Origin of the sequence: Streptomyces sp. NPDC091371 (assembly GCF_040684275.1) — a bacterium.
Classification (GTDB): Bacteria; Actinomycetota; Actinomycetes; order Streptomycetales; family Streptomycetaceae; genus Streptomyces.
In genome coordinates this window covers 37,974-50,472 of sequence record NZ_JBFBFP010000033.1, presented here as the reverse complement: position 1 = coordinate 50,472, position 12,499 = coordinate 37,974, and the positions used below count along the sequence as shown (strand labels likewise).

The 12,499-nt window shown below is 71.2% G+C and carries 11 protein-coding genes; 8 read left to right on the top strand and 3 right to left on the bottom strand.

Going from position 1 to position 12,499, the window contains the following annotated elements; genetic code table 11:
* Positions 1–14: 14 nt before the first annotated feature.
* Positions 15–155 (bottom strand): SPW_0924 family protein, encoded by a 141-nt coding sequence (locus tag AB0O21_RS28585; protein ID WP_329386914.1) that lies wholly within the window; start codon positions 153–155, stop codon positions 15–17.
* Between the two features lie 132 nt (positions 156–287).
* On the opposite strand from AB0O21_RS28585, the gene AB0O21_RS28580 reads away from it, so the two are divergent.
* The gene (locus AB0O21_RS28580; RefSeq protein WP_365175660.1) at positions 288–827 is read left to right on the top strand and encodes a hypothetical protein; all 540 of its coding nucleotides are present in this window, start codon (positions 288–290) and stop codon (positions 825–827) included.
* Between the two features lie 19 nt (positions 828–846).
* Here the strand turns inward: AB0O21_RS28580 and AB0O21_RS28575 are convergent, their stop codons facing one another.
* Positions 847–2,118 carry a lytic transglycosylase domain-containing protein gene (locus AB0O21_RS28575; protein ID WP_365175658.1) on the bottom strand — a complete coding sequence of 424 codons (1,272 nt, stop codon included), beginning with the start codon at positions 2,116–2,118 and terminating at the stop codon, positions 847–849.
* Positions 2,119–2,264: 146 nt separating this feature from the next.
* Between AB0O21_RS28575 and AB0O21_RS28570 the strand changes: the two genes are divergently transcribed.
* Positions 2,265–3,125: a DUF4184 family protein gene (locus tag AB0O21_RS28570; protein ID WP_365175656.1), complete on the top strand. Its 861-nt coding sequence runs from the start codon at positions 2,265–2,267 to the stop codon at positions 3,123–3,125.
* A 33-nt stretch (positions 3,126–3,158) separates the two neighbouring features.
* On the opposite strand, the gene polA is transcribed toward AB0O21_RS28570, so the two are convergent.
* Positions 3,159–5,882: a DNA polymerase I gene (gene polA, locus AB0O21_RS28565; protein ID WP_365175654.1), complete on the bottom strand. Its 2,724-nt coding sequence runs from the start codon at positions 5,880–5,882 to the stop codon at positions 3,159–3,161.
* 142 nt (positions 5,883–6,024) lie between these two features.
* Between polA and AB0O21_RS28560 the strand changes: the two genes are divergently transcribed.
* The 6 genes from AB0O21_RS28560 (at position 6,025) to AB0O21_RS28535 (ending at position 12,499) form a co-directional block, all read left to right on the top strand.
* Positions 6,025–8,295, top strand: coding sequence for an FdhF/YdeP family oxidoreductase (locus AB0O21_RS28560; RefSeq protein WP_365175652.1), 2,271 nt, complete (start codon positions 6,025–6,027; stop codon positions 8,293–8,295).
* A gap of 75 nt (positions 8,296–8,370) precedes the next feature.
* On the top strand, positions 8,371–8,829 hold the full coding sequence (locus AB0O21_RS28555; RefSeq protein ID WP_365175650.1) for a hotdog fold thioesterase: 459 nt from the start codon (positions 8,371–8,373) through the stop codon (positions 8,827–8,829).
* Between the two features lie 56 nt (positions 8,830–8,885).
* Positions 8,886–9,290 carry a hypothetical protein gene (locus AB0O21_RS28550; RefSeq protein WP_365175648.1) on the top strand — a complete coding sequence of 135 codons (405 nt, stop codon included), beginning with the start codon at positions 8,886–8,888 and terminating at the stop codon, positions 9,288–9,290.
* Entirely contained in the window at positions 9,290–9,934 is a 645-nt protein-coding gene (locus AB0O21_RS28545) for a Tat pathway signal sequence domain protein (RefSeq protein WP_365175646.1), read from the top strand. Before AB0O21_RS28550 ends, AB0O21_RS28545 begins: the two co-directional genes overlap by 1 nt.
* A gap of 300 nt (positions 9,935–10,234) precedes the next feature.
* The gene (locus AB0O21_RS28540) at positions 10,235–11,461 is read left to right on the top strand and encodes a branched-chain amino acid ABC transporter substrate-binding protein (RefSeq protein ID WP_365175644.1); all 1,227 of its coding nucleotides are present in this window, start codon (positions 10,235–10,237) and stop codon (positions 11,459–11,461) included.
* Positions 11,462–11,578: 117 nt separating this feature from the next.
* Entirely contained in the window at positions 11,579–12,499 is a 921-nt protein-coding gene (locus AB0O21_RS28535; protein ID WP_365175642.1) for a branched-chain amino acid ABC transporter permease, read from the top strand.

The window sequence follows — 12,499 nt, the reverse complement described above, 5'->3', positions numbered from 1 at the left end:
GCCGGGCCCTCCTCTTACTTTCCGGGCGCGGCGGGCGCGGTGGTGAGCAGGGGCTTGGGTGAGGTCTTGCCTTCGGGCGCCCCGAACGCCGTGATGGCGAGGACGAGGAGCACCGCGAGGACGAGCCCGCTGGCGGCGGCGATGAATGCGCGCATGCCGGGCCTCCGGAATCTGATAGGGCGTCAGGGCGGAGGCACCGTAGCAACGCGGACGCGATATGAGAACCGTCAGGCCCGGCCCATCCGCCGCCTGGTGGGCGGGCACGGCCTCTGCCACGCTGACGGACCATGACCGGATACGAAGTGCTCCTCATCGGCGGCGGCTCGGGCGTCGGGAAGTCCACGGTCGGCTGGGAGGCCTCGGAACTGCTGCGCCGGCGCGGGACGGCGCACTGCTACATGGAGGGCGACCTCCTGGACCAGATCCACCCGGCGCCCGAGGGCGACCCGGACCGCGCCGTCATCACCGAGCGCAACCTGGCCTCGGTCTGGGCGAACTACACCGCCCTGGGGCAGCGCCGGCTGATCTACACCAACACCGTGAGCATCCTCGACCTGCCGCTGATCCACCGGGCCATGGGCGGGGGCGGGCAGCCGCCGGTCCCGATCCGGACGACGTGCGTGCTGCTCACGGCGCGGGAGGAGACCGTGCGGGAGCGGCTGGCCCGGCGGGAGATCGGCTCGCAGCTCACGGTCCACATCGAGCGGAGCCTGCGGGCGGCGGCGGTACTGGAGCGGGACGCCCCGCCGGGGACCGTCCGCGTGGCCACGGACGGCCGCGCGGTGACGTGGATCGCGGAACGGGTGCTGGAGGCGGCGGCCTGGTGAACGGGCCGTTCCGCTCCCGCTAGGGGGTGGGCGACGGGGACGGCCCGGGCCTCGGCGCGGCCGTGGCGCCGGGCGGCGCACTCGGTGTCGGCGCCGGCGTCCGAGCCGGAGTCCGGGTCGGGTCGGGGGCCTGAGTCGCGGTGGGACTCGGCGTCGCCTCGGGGGTGGGCGTAGCACTCGGGGTCGGGGTGGGCGACGGAGTCGGCGTGGGTGTCGGGCTCGGCGTAGGTGTCGGGCTCGGTGTAGGTGTCGGAGTCGGCGTAGGTGTCGGAGTCGGCGTGGGTGTCGGGCTCGGCGTGGGTGTCGGGCTCGGAGTAGGAGTCGGAGTCGGCGTCGGGCTCGGCGTGGGAGTCGGCTCAGGCATCGGTGAGGGGGGCGGTGTGGGGCTTGGCGTGGGTTCGGTCGGGGTCCCTGTGTCCGGGACCTCGTGCGTGCCCGCCAGGTAGTACGTGAACCAGGACCGCACCGTCCGCAGGTACGCACTGGAGTGGTTGTACGAGAGCACGGCCCGGTCCAGGTCCGCGTCCACCCGCAGGTCCCGCGGGCCCGCGCACAGGTAGCGGCCGGCCGCGAGGGCCGCGTCGTGCACGTTGTTCGGGTTGCGGCGCCCGTCGCCGTCCGCGTCCTGGCCCCACACCGCCCATGTGGAGGGGATGAACTGCATCGGCCCGACCGCCCGGTCGTAGCGGGCGTCCCCGTCGTAGACACCCCCGTCCGTGTCGGGGATGTTCGCGAAGCCGTTGCCGTCGAGCACGGGCCCGAGGATCGGGCGGAGCGTGGTCCCGGCCGCGTCCACCTGGCCGCCGCGCGCCTGCCCGGACTCCACCTTTCCGATCGCCGCGAGGAGTTGCCAGCGCAGCCCGCATCCGGGGTCGCTCTCCCCCACCGCCCGCTCCGCCCGCCGGTACGCCGCGAGCACGCTCGCCGGTATCCCGCGCACCGCTTCCGCCGGTACGGCCCCGGCTGCCGCCGGTTCGGCCTCCGGCCGGGGCTGCTCCGGCGGAGCGGTCTCCTCCGGCAGCACTACGGCGGGCGGCTCGGGGCTGACGAGCGGCGGGAGTTCGGTGAAGTAGGAGGAGTCGCCGCCCGCTCCCGCCACCGGCCCGGGCGCCGCCGCGTCCCCGGCCGCCGCCCGGCCCTGCCCGCCTCCGCCGGCCGGGCCCTGGGAGGCGGTCACGGCTCCGACCACCAGCGCGGTGACGAGGGCTGCCGCCCCGCCCCTGCGCAGCCTGCCCGCGAAGGTCCGAACCGTCCTGGCCGTCCTGGCTGTCCGAGCTGTTCGAGCCGACATGGGCCGGGCCCCTCCCCCTCGACGTCCGCGTGACCCTACGTCAGCTCCCTGCAGGGGGCACGCACCACGGAGCGGATTTCACCACTTCCCCACGACTCCAGCAGGTCACGCATACTGGGCGGGCACGCAGAGCGAAGAGGAGCAGCATGCCGTTCACACTCAGCCACGCGGCCGCCGTGCTACCGGCCGTCCGCCGGACCGGGCGTGCGCGGGGGCCCCTCGTCGCCTCGGCGCTGATCCTCGGATCGTTCGCGCCGGACAGCTTCTACTTCGCGGACGCGGTCGTCTCGGGCCTCATGGCGTACGGCACGTTCGCGCATTCCCTCCTCGGCATCGTGACCGTCGACGCCGTGCTGACCGCCGTCCTCGCGGCGTGCTGGCTCCTGCTGCGCGAGCCACTGCTCGCGCTCGTGCCGCGCACCTGGCGGGGCCGGGTGCACGCCTTCGTCCGGGGCGAGGAGTGGCGCGGGCGGCAACTTCCCCCGCTGGCGCTCTGGTTCTACGTTTCCGCGGTGATCGGTTCCGTCACCCACGTGGTGTGGGACAGCTTCACCCACCTCGACCGCTGGGGGAGCAACTCGCTGGACCTGGGCCGACCGCTCGCCTTCGGGCTGCCCCTCTACTCGTATCTGCAGTACGGCAGTTCGGTGCTCGCGGCCGGCGCGCTGCTCTGGTTCACGGTGACCGCGCTGCGGCGGCTGCCGGCCTCCCCGGCTCCCGCGTCCGTGCCGGTGCTCAGCCGGGCCGAGCTGTGGGGTGCGCTCGCGCTGGTCCTCGTCTGCGTGACGGCCGGGGTCACGATGCGCGTGCTGCGCTTCTTCACCTTCTTCGACCGGATCCGCACTCCGCTCGACATCATCCCGACGGTCTGCTTCGGAGCGGGCGGCGGCCTCGCCGTGGGCCTGCTGCTCTACGGGGCCCTCGTACGCCTGCGCCACCGCCCGACCCGGGACCGTCAAGCCGAGGACGAGGACGAGGAAACGCGAGCGCCCGTCCCCACCGCGTAGGCGGGAACGGGCGCTCGGCGGGCCCTACGAGGGTCAGTGCGCGGCGGACTCCCAGTCGGAGCCGACGCCCACGGACACGTCCAGCGGGGCGCGCAGCTCGACTGCGGCGCCCATCTCGCGGCGCACCAGCTCCTCGACCCGCTCGCGCTCGCCCGGGGCGACCTCCAGCACGATTTCGTCGTGGACCTGGAGCAGCATCCGCGACTTCAGCCCCGCCTCGGCGATCGCCTTGTCCACGCGCAGCATCGCGACCTTGACGATGTCGGCGGCGGTGCCCTGGATCGGGGCGTTGAGCGCCATCCGCTCGGCGGCCTCGCGGCGCTGGCGGTTGTCGCTGTTGAGGTCGGGCAGGTACCGGCGGCGGCCGAAGATCGTGGCCGTGTACCCGGTGGCGCGGGCCTCGTCGACGACGCGGCGCAGGTAGTCCCGCACACCGCCGAACCGCTCGAAGTACGTCTTCATCAGGCCGCTCGCCTCGGCGGGCTCGATGTTCAGCTGCTGGGCGAGACCGAAGGCGGACAGCCCGTACGCGAGGCCGTACGACATCGCCTTGATCTTGCGGCGCATCTCGGCGTCGACCTGCGAGCGCTCCACGGCGAACACCTGGGAGGCGACGGTGGTGTGCAGGTCCTCGCCGGAGGCGAAGGCCTCGATCAGGCCCTCGTCCTCGGAGAGGTGGGCCATCACGCGCAGCTCGATCTGGCTGTAGTCGGCGGTCATCAGGGACTCGAAGCCCTCACCGACGACGAACCCGCGGCGGATCGCGCGGCCCTCGTCGGTCCGCACCGGCACGTTCTGCAGGTTCGGGTCGGTGGAGGACAGCCGGCCGGTGGCGGCGACGGTCTGGCTGAAGCTCGTGTGCACCCGGCCATCGGCGGCGATCGTCTTGACCAGGCCCTCGACCGTGACGCGCAGCTTGGCCTGCTCCCGGTGCCGCAGCATGATCACCGGCAGTTCGTGGTCGGTCTGCGTGGCCAGCCAGGCCAGCGCGTCCGCGTCCGTGGTGTAGCCGGTCTTGGTCTTCTTCGTCTTCGGCAGGTCCAGCTCGCCGAAGAAGACCTCCTGGAGCTGCTTGGGCGAGCCGAGGTTGAACTCGTGGCCGACCGCCGCGTGCGCCTCCTTCACGGCCTGCTGCACGGCGCCCGCGAACTGCTGCTCCATGGCCTCCAGGTGGTCGCGGTCGGCGGCGATGCCGGCCCGCTCCATCCGGGCGAGGAGCTCGGAGGTCGGCAGTTCCATGTCGTGGAGCAGCTCGGCCGCGCCGACCTCGTCGAGCTTGTCGGTGAAGGCGTCGCCCAGGTCCAGGACCGCGCGGGCCTGCGCCATCAGCGCCTCCGCCTCGGCGGTGTCGTCGGCGCCGAAGGCCAGCTGGCCGTCGGCGGCGGCCGGGGCCAGCTCACGGTGCAGGTACTCGTTGGACAGCACGTCCAGGGCGAAGGACCGGCGGCCCGGCTTGACCAGGTAGGCGGCGAGCGCGGTGTCCATGCTGACGCCGTCGAGGGTCCAGCCGTGCTCGGGGAAGACCCGCATCAGGCCCTTGGCGTTGTGCACGACCTTCGGCTTCGCCGCATCGGCGGCCCAGGCCGCGAAGGCCTTGTCGTCCGCCTCGTCCAGCCCGGACGGCTCGAACCAGGCGGCGGCGCCCCCGGCCGCGGCCAGCGCGATCTCGCTGACGTTGCCCTGGCCCAGCGCCCAGCTGTCGACGGTCGCCACGCCGAGCGGCCCGCCCGCGTGCGCCGCCAGCCACGGAGCCAGCTCGCCCGCGCCCAGCACGGAGGCGTCGAGCTCCACGCCCGCGGCCGCCGGGGCCGGGGCCTCTTCCTCCGCCGCGCCCGGGTCCACCGCGAGCAGCCGCTCGCGCAGCGAGGCGTTGCGGATCTCCAGCACGTCCAGCACACCCGTCACCGCGGACCGGTCGTAGGGGGCGCGGGCCAGATCGGCGGGGGTCTTGGGCAGCTCGACGTCCTTGACCATCTCGGTCAGGACCCGGTTCAGCTTGACGGCCTCCAGGTGGTCCCGGAAGTTCTGCCCGGCCTTGCCCTTGACCTCCTCGGCGCGCTCCACGAGCTCAGCGAACGACCCGAACTGGGTGATCCACTTGGCGGCGGTCTTCTCGCCGACACCCGGGATGCCCGGCAGGTTGTCGGACGGGTCGCCGCGCAGCGCCGCGAAGTCCGGGTACTGCTGCGGGGTGAGCCCGTACTTCTCCTCGACCTTCTCCGGCGTGAACCGGGTCAGCTCGGAGACGCCCTTGGTCGGGTACAGCACGGTGGTGTGCTCGGAGACGAGCTGGAAGGAGTCCCGGTCACCGGTGACGATCAGCACGTCGAAGCCGAGGGCCTCCGCCTGCGTCGCCAGCGTCGCGATCACGTCGTCGGCCTCGAAGCCGTCGACCGCGAACCGCGGCACCTTCATCGCGTCGAGCAGCTCGCCGATCAGCTCGACCTGCCCCTTGAACTCGTCCGGGGTCTTGGAGCGGTTCGCCTTGTACTCCGGGAACTCCGTCGAGCGCCACGTCTTGCGCGACACGTCGAACGCCACCGCGAAGTGCGTGGGCGCCTCGTCGCGCAGCGTGTTCGCCAGCATCGACGCGAAGCCGTAGATGGCGTTGGTCGGCTGGCCCGTCGCGGTCGTGAAGTTCTCCGCGGGCAGCGCGAAGAACGCCCGGTACGCCAGGGAGTGCCCGTCCATGAGCATCAGGCGGGGGCGGTCCGCTGCGGTCGTCTGGTCGGTCTTCTTCGATGCTGAATCTGCCACGCCCCCGATCCTAGGCGCCCCCACCGACAAATCCGGACGGCCGCCGCGACCCGGCAAATCCGCCGTCGGCGATGTCTGCGGAGCGTGACAGGATCGGATGTGTACGAGATGAGTACGAGAAGACAGCTCAAAGGGGAGCGACATGGCCACCAAGCCGCCCGCAGGTGATCCGGTTCAGGACGCGCCGCAGGTCGCGCCCCCGAAACACGCGGCCGCCGGCCTCCCCGCGATCGGGCACACCCTGAAGATCGCGCAGCAGCAGATGGGCCTGGCCCGCACCGCCCGCACCCTGCTCAAGGTCAACCAGAAGGACGGCTTCGACTGCCCCGGCTGCGCCTGGCCCGAGGGCGACAAGCGGCACACCGCCGAGTTCTGCGAGAACGGCGCCAAGGCCGTCGCCGAGGAGGCCACGCTGCGCCGGGTCACCCCGGAGTTCTTCGCCGCCCACCCCCTCGCCGACCTGGCCGCCCGCTCCGGGTACTGGCTCGGCCAGCAAGGCCGGATCACGCAGCCGATGTACCTGGAGGAGGGCGGGGACCGGTACGAGGCCGTGAGCTGGGAGCGGGCCTTCGCGATCATCGCGGAGGAGCTGACCGCCCTCGGCTCCCCCGACGAAGCCCTCTTCTACACCTCCGGCCGCACCAGCAACGAGGCCGCGTTCCTCTTCCAGCTCTTCGCCCGCGAGTTCGGCACCAACAACCTGCCCGACTGCTCCAACATGTGCCACGAGTCCTCGGGCTCCGCACTGAACGAGACCATCGGCATCGGCAAGGGCAGCGTCTCCCTCGAAGACCTCCACCAGGCCGACCTGATCATCGTCGCCGGCCAGAACCCGGGCACCAACCACCCCCGCATGCTCTCCGCACTGGAGAAGGCCAAGTCCGCCGGCGCGAAGATCATCTCGGTGAACCCGCTGCCCGAAGCCGGCATGGAGCGGTTCAAGAACCCCCAGACCCCGCTCGGCATGCTCAAGGGCACCCCCCTCAACGACCTGTTCCTGCAGATCCGCATCGGCGGCGACCAGGCCCTCTTCCGCCTCCTGAACAAACTCGTCATCGAGGCCGGCGGCGCCACCGACGAGCTGTTCATCCGCGAACACACCCACGGCTACGAGGAATTCGCGGCCGCCGCCAAGGAAGCCGAATGGGCCGACACCCTCACCGCCACCGGCCTCACCCGCCCCGACATCGAACGCGCCCTGGCCATGATCCTGGCCTCCAAGCGCACCATCGTCTGCTGGGCCATGGGCCTCACCCAGCACAAGCACGCCGTCGCCACCATCCGCGAAGTGGTCAACCTGCTCCTGCTGCGCGGCAACATCGGCCGCCCCGGCGCCGGCGTCTGCCCCGTCCGCGGCCACTCCAACGTCCAGGGCGACCGCACCATGGGCATCTTCGAGCGGCCCGCCCCCGGCTTCCTCGACGCCCTCGACAAGGAATTCGGCATCACCTCGCCGCGCGAGCACGGCTTCGACGTGGTCCGCTCCATCCAGGCCCTGCGCGACGGCGAGGCCAAGGTCCTCTTCGCCATGGGCGGCAACTTCGTCGGCGCCACCCCCGACACCGAGGTCACCGAAGCCGCGATCCGCCGCGCCTCCCTGACCGTGCACGTCTCCACCAAACTCAACCGCTCCCACGCCGTCACCGGCCGGCGCGCCCTGATCCTGCCCACCCTCGGCCGCACCGACAAGGACGTCCAGGCCTCCGGCAAGCAGTTCGTGACCGTCGAGGACTCCATGGGCATGGTCCACTCCTCCCGCGGCAACCTCGCCCCCGCGAGCCCCCACCTGCTCTCCGAGCCCGCCATCGTCGCCCGCATGGCCCGCGCCGTCCTCGGCACCGCCTCGAAGACGCCCTGGGAGGAGTTCGAGCGCGACTACGCGGCCATCCGCGACCGGATCTCCCGCGTCGTCCCCGGCTTCGAGGACTTCAACACCAAGGTCGCCCGCCCCGGCGGCTTCCAGCTCCCCCACGCCCCGCGCGACGAGCGCCGCTTCCCCACCAAGACCGGCAAGGCCAACTTCACCGCCGCCCCCGTCGAGTACCCCGAGGTCCCCGAGGGCCGGCTGCTCCTGCAGACCCTGCGCAGCCACGACCAGTACAACACCACCATCTACGGCCTCGACGACCGCTACCGCGGCATCACCGGCGGCCGCCGCGTCGTCATGGTCAACCCCGAGGACGCCGCCGAGCTGGGCCTGGCCGACGGCTCGTACACCGACCTGGTCAGCGAGTGGAAGGACGGCGTGGAACGGCGCGCGCCCGGCTTCCGCGTCGTGCACTACCCCACCGCCCGCGGCTGCGCCGCCGCCTACTACCCCGAGACGAACGTACTGGTCCCCCTCGACTCCACCGCGGACACCAGCAACACCCCCGCGAGCAAGTCCGTCGTCGTCCGCTTCGAACCGGCCTGACCTGGCCCGACCCGGGCCTGATAGAACGACTCCAGGACAATCAGGTTAACGATCGTTGACGAACGGAGCCGGCCCATGGGTCAGGACCACGCTGTGAAGTTCCCGCAGGAAGTACTCGACGAGTACGCGGCCAAGGGCATCGACCTGCCCGCGCTGTTCTCGGCGGGCGCCCTCGGCGAGCGGATGGAGATCCGCATCCTGGAAGCCTCCGCCGAGCGCGTCGTCGCCACCATGCCGGTCAAGGGCAACACCCAGCCCTACGGACTCCTGCACGGCGGCGCCTCCGCCGTCCTCGCCGAGACCCTGGGCTCGGTCGGCGCCATGATGCACGGCGGCATCGACAAGATCGCCGTCGGCGTCGACCTGAACTGCACCCACCACCGCGGAGTACGCGAGGGCACCGTCACCGGCGTCGCCACCCCCGTACACCGCGGCCGCTCCACCACCACCTACGAGATCGTCATCAGCGACGAGCAGGACCGCCGCGTCTGCACCGCCCGGCTCACCTGCCTGCTGCGCGCCACGGAGTCTTAACAAGAGGGCCGATACCAGCAGTTGTGCACTCACCGGCGCCGGTCTAGCGTTCCCGCATGGGATCCGGACCGGCGCCGCGGCACACCGCCACCGCCTGCGCGGCGACGGCGCTCCTGGCCGCCACGCTGCTCGGATGCGGACCGGACACCTCCGCCTCCCCCGCTTCCGACACCCCCGCCCCGCACACCACCTCGCCCCAGGACCTGTGCACCACCCTGATCACCCGCTGGGCCGGGGTGATCCTCGACGCCCCCGAAGGCCGGGACTCCGTCGGCCTCGACTACCAGGCCATGGGCCTGTCCGGCGGCCAGAACGAGATCCTGCGCGCCGTCCTCGACGACGCCAGGGCCGAGCAGCGCGCCAACGGCCCGGCCGCCGCCCGCGAGCTCACCGCCCGCGAGGCCGCCCGGCGCTGCGCCGAGCGCTACCGCTCGGGCACTCCGACCGGCGGTCCCTGGTGATGGGCGGCGGCATCGGCCCGGTCGAACCCGGGGAGGGCACCGAGGGGCGCGAGGGCGGCGAGGGCCCGCACCCGGAGCCCCGTACGGCCGCGGCCCGGGGACGGCGCCGGCTCGGCGCCTGGTACGCCCGCCACCGGCGGGCCGTGCTCACTGCGGCGGCCGCGGCGGTGCTGGCCGCGGGCGCTGCCCGCTGGTACACCACCCGGCCGGAACCGGCCGCCGCCCCGCCCCCGCCCGCCCCCTCGCAGACGGTGTCCCTGACCTACCTCGAACCGCTGGAGCCGGCTCCCGACGGCAGCACGTTCGCCCTCACCGTCCGTGTGCTGAACAGGTCCGGGCCACCCGTCACGGTGGAGCGGATCGGACAGCCCTCGCAGGCGCTGAGCGTGACGATCCAGCCACCACTGCCGGTCACGGTCGGCCCCGGAGAAGCGCGGGACCTGGCGGTCCTGTTCAGGGCCGAAGACTGCGTGCATGCACCACGGAATTCTGGACTGCCTTTCCTGGAGGTAACCCTCAGTAATGGATTCCAGAAAGAGGATCACAGTTACATCCCCGGCGACCGATATGCCAGGGATCTTTCCGCGGCTCTGACCAGGGCCTGTCCCGAAGATCGAGACACCGCCACCGCCGGCCCGTCATGACCAAAAACCCCCAGAGTCATGGCAAGACAGCAGCCAAGCCGGGGTTTGGTCCTCACCTGTCTCAGGATACGGACACCGCGAAACGGCCCGAATTAACCCCTTCCCCCCGCAGACATCCGCTATGCATTACGCCGTGGCATAACAAGAGAGTCACATCATTGGCCTCAGCCCTCCATAACCCTCGATCCGCCGCCTAGAGTCACGGCCAGTTACCGCGACCGCCGGATTTCTTTCAGTTCGGTTCCCCGCGTTCGACTCGACGCGTCCCACGGGGGACGCGGCGCCAGGAAAGGACTGATCGTGCGTCATCGTCAGCTCATCGCCGTGACCGCCGCCCTCGCCGCGGGCGCCCTCACTCTCACCGCCTGCGGATCCCGCGACGACAAGGGCGGCGCCGCCGACGGCGGCACCACGGTCGTCATCGGCGTCGACGCCCCCCTGACGGGCGACCTCTCCGCGCTCGGCCTCGGCATCAAGAACTCCGCCGACCTCGCCATCAAGCAGGCCAACGAGAAGAACTACGTCAAGGGCGTCACCTTCAAGATCGAAGCCCTCGACGACCAGGCCCAGGCCTCCTCCGGCCAGCAGAACGCCACCAAGCTCACGGCCAACAAGAGCGTCCTCGGCGTCGTCGGCCCGCTGAACTCCTCCGTCTCCGAAGCCATGCAGAAGGTCTTCGACGACGCGAAGCTCGTCCAGATCTCCCCGGCCAACACCAGCCCGTCCCTGACCCAGGGCCCCAAGTGGGCCGAGGGCCAGAAGACCCGCACCTACAAGAGCTACTTCCGCACCGCCACCACGGACGCCATCCAGGGCCCGTACGCGGCGCAGTACCTCTTCAACAAGGCGGGCAAGAAGAAGGTCTTCATCATCGATGACAAGAAGACCTACGGCGCCGGCCTCGCCGGAACCTTCAAGGGCGAGTTCACCAAGCTCGGCGGCGAGGTCGCGGGCGAGGGCCACATCGACCCGGAGTCCAAGGACTTCTCCGCGATCGTGACCCAGGTCCGGTCCTCCGGCGCCGACGTCGTCTACTACGGCGGCGAGTACCCCGCGGCCGGCCCGCTCAGCAAGCAGATCAAGGCCTCCGGCACCAACATCCCGCTCGTCGGCGGCGACGGCATCAAGGACAAGAAGTACGTCGAGCTCGCCGGCGCCACCGCCGCCGGTGACTTCGCCACCTCCGTCGGCGCCCCGGTCGAGAGCCTGCCCTCGGCCAAGGAGTTCATCGACAACTACAAGAAGGCCGGCTACAAGGACGACTACTCCGCCTACGGCGGCTACTCGTACGACTCCACCTGGGCCGTCATCGAGGCCGTCAAGAAGGTCGTCGAAGCCAACAACGGCAAGCTCCCCACCGACGCCCGCGCCAAGGTCCTCGAAGCCGTCCAGAACGTCTCCTTCGACGGCGTGACCGGCAAGGTCGCCTTCGACGAGTACGGTGACGCGACCAACAAGCAGCTCACCGTCTACAAGGTCGAGGGCGACGACTTCAAGGCTGTCGAGTCCGGCACCCTCGGCGGCTGACCACCAACGGCTAGCACGCTGAACCGCTAGCCACCCACCCCTCACTTGCCGCGCGGGGCGCGCACCTCAAGCGCCCCGCGCGGTGTCACATCCGTCGAAAGACTCGGAGGACCTGCGGTGCACGAACTGCCGCAACAGCTGGTCAACGGCCTGCTACTGGGATCCATGTACGGGCTCGTCGCCATCGGCTACACGATGGTCTATGGCATCGTCCAGCTCATCAACTTCGCCCACGGCGAGATCTTCATGATCGGAGGGTTCGGAGCCCTCTGGGTCTGGACGGCTCTCCCCGGCGGCACCACCATGTGGGTCGCCCTGCCCCTCATGCTCATAGGCGCGATCATCGTCGCCACCCTCGTCGCCGTGGCAGCGGAACGCTTCGCATACCGCCCCCTCCGCAACGCGCCACGCCTCGCCCCGCTCATCACCGCCATCGGCCTCTCGATCGTCCTCCAGCAGGCGGTCTGGGCCTGGTACCCCTCCTCCGTGGTCTTCCCCGAGATCTCCGGCGGCCCCTTCCACCTCGGCAGCATCACCATCCAGACCGGTGACGTCTTCCTCCTGATCGCGGCCCCCCTCTCCATGGCCTTCCTCGGCTTCTTCGTCAAGAAGACCCGCAGCGGCCGCGGCATGCAGGCAACCGCCCAGGACCCCGACACCGCCAAGCTGATGGGCATCAACACCGACCGCATCATCATGATGGCGTTCGCCCTCGGAGCGATCTTCGCCGCCATCGGCGCCGTCGCCTACGGCCTCAAGTACGGCGAAGTCAACTTCAAGATGGGCTTCCTGCTCGGCCTCAAGGCCTTCACCGCCGCCGTCCTCGGCGGCATCGGGAACATCTACGGCGCCATGATCGGCGGCCTCGTGCTCGGCCTCGCCGAGACCCTCACCACCGCCTACGTCGCCGAGATCCCCGGCATGCAGCAGCTCGGCGGACAGTCCTGGGGCAACACCTGGGCGTTCGTCCTCCTCATCCTCGTGCTCCTCTTCCGGCCCCAGGGCCTGCTGGGGCAGCGCGTGGCGGACAGGGCGTGA

Excerpts from the sequence above, each read along its gene's own strand:
- AB0O21_RS28570 (WP_365175656.1), top strand. The coding sequence starts at position 2,265 with ATGCCGTTCACACTCAGCCACGCGGCCGCCGTGCTACCGGCCGTCCGC.
- AB0O21_RS28575 (WP_365175658.1), bottom strand. The coding sequence starts at position 2,118 with ATGTCGGCTCGAACAGCTCGGACAGCCAGGACGGCCAGGACGGTTCGG.
- AB0O21_RS28560 (WP_365175652.1), top strand. The coding sequence starts at position 6,025 with ATGGCCACCAAGCCGCCCGCAGGTGATCCGGTTCAGGACGCGCCGCAG.
- AB0O21_RS28555 (WP_365175650.1), top strand. The coding sequence starts at position 8,371 with ATGGGTCAGGACCACGCTGTGAAGTTCCCGCAGGAAGTACTCGACGAG.
- AB0O21_RS28585 (WP_329386914.1), bottom strand. The coding sequence starts at position 155 with ATGCGCGCATTCATCGCCGCCGCCAGCGGGCTCGTCCTCGCGGTGCTC.
- AB0O21_RS28580 (WP_365175660.1), top strand. The coding sequence starts at position 288 with ATGACCGGATACGAAGTGCTCCTCATCGGCGGCGGCTCGGGCGTCGGG.
- AB0O21_RS28545 (WP_365175646.1), top strand. The coding sequence starts at position 9,290 with ATGGGCGGCGGCATCGGCCCGGTCGAACCCGGGGAGGGCACCGAGGGG.
- AB0O21_RS28550 (WP_365175648.1), top strand. The coding sequence starts at position 8,886 with ATGGGATCCGGACCGGCGCCGCGGCACACCGCCACCGCCTGCGCGGCG.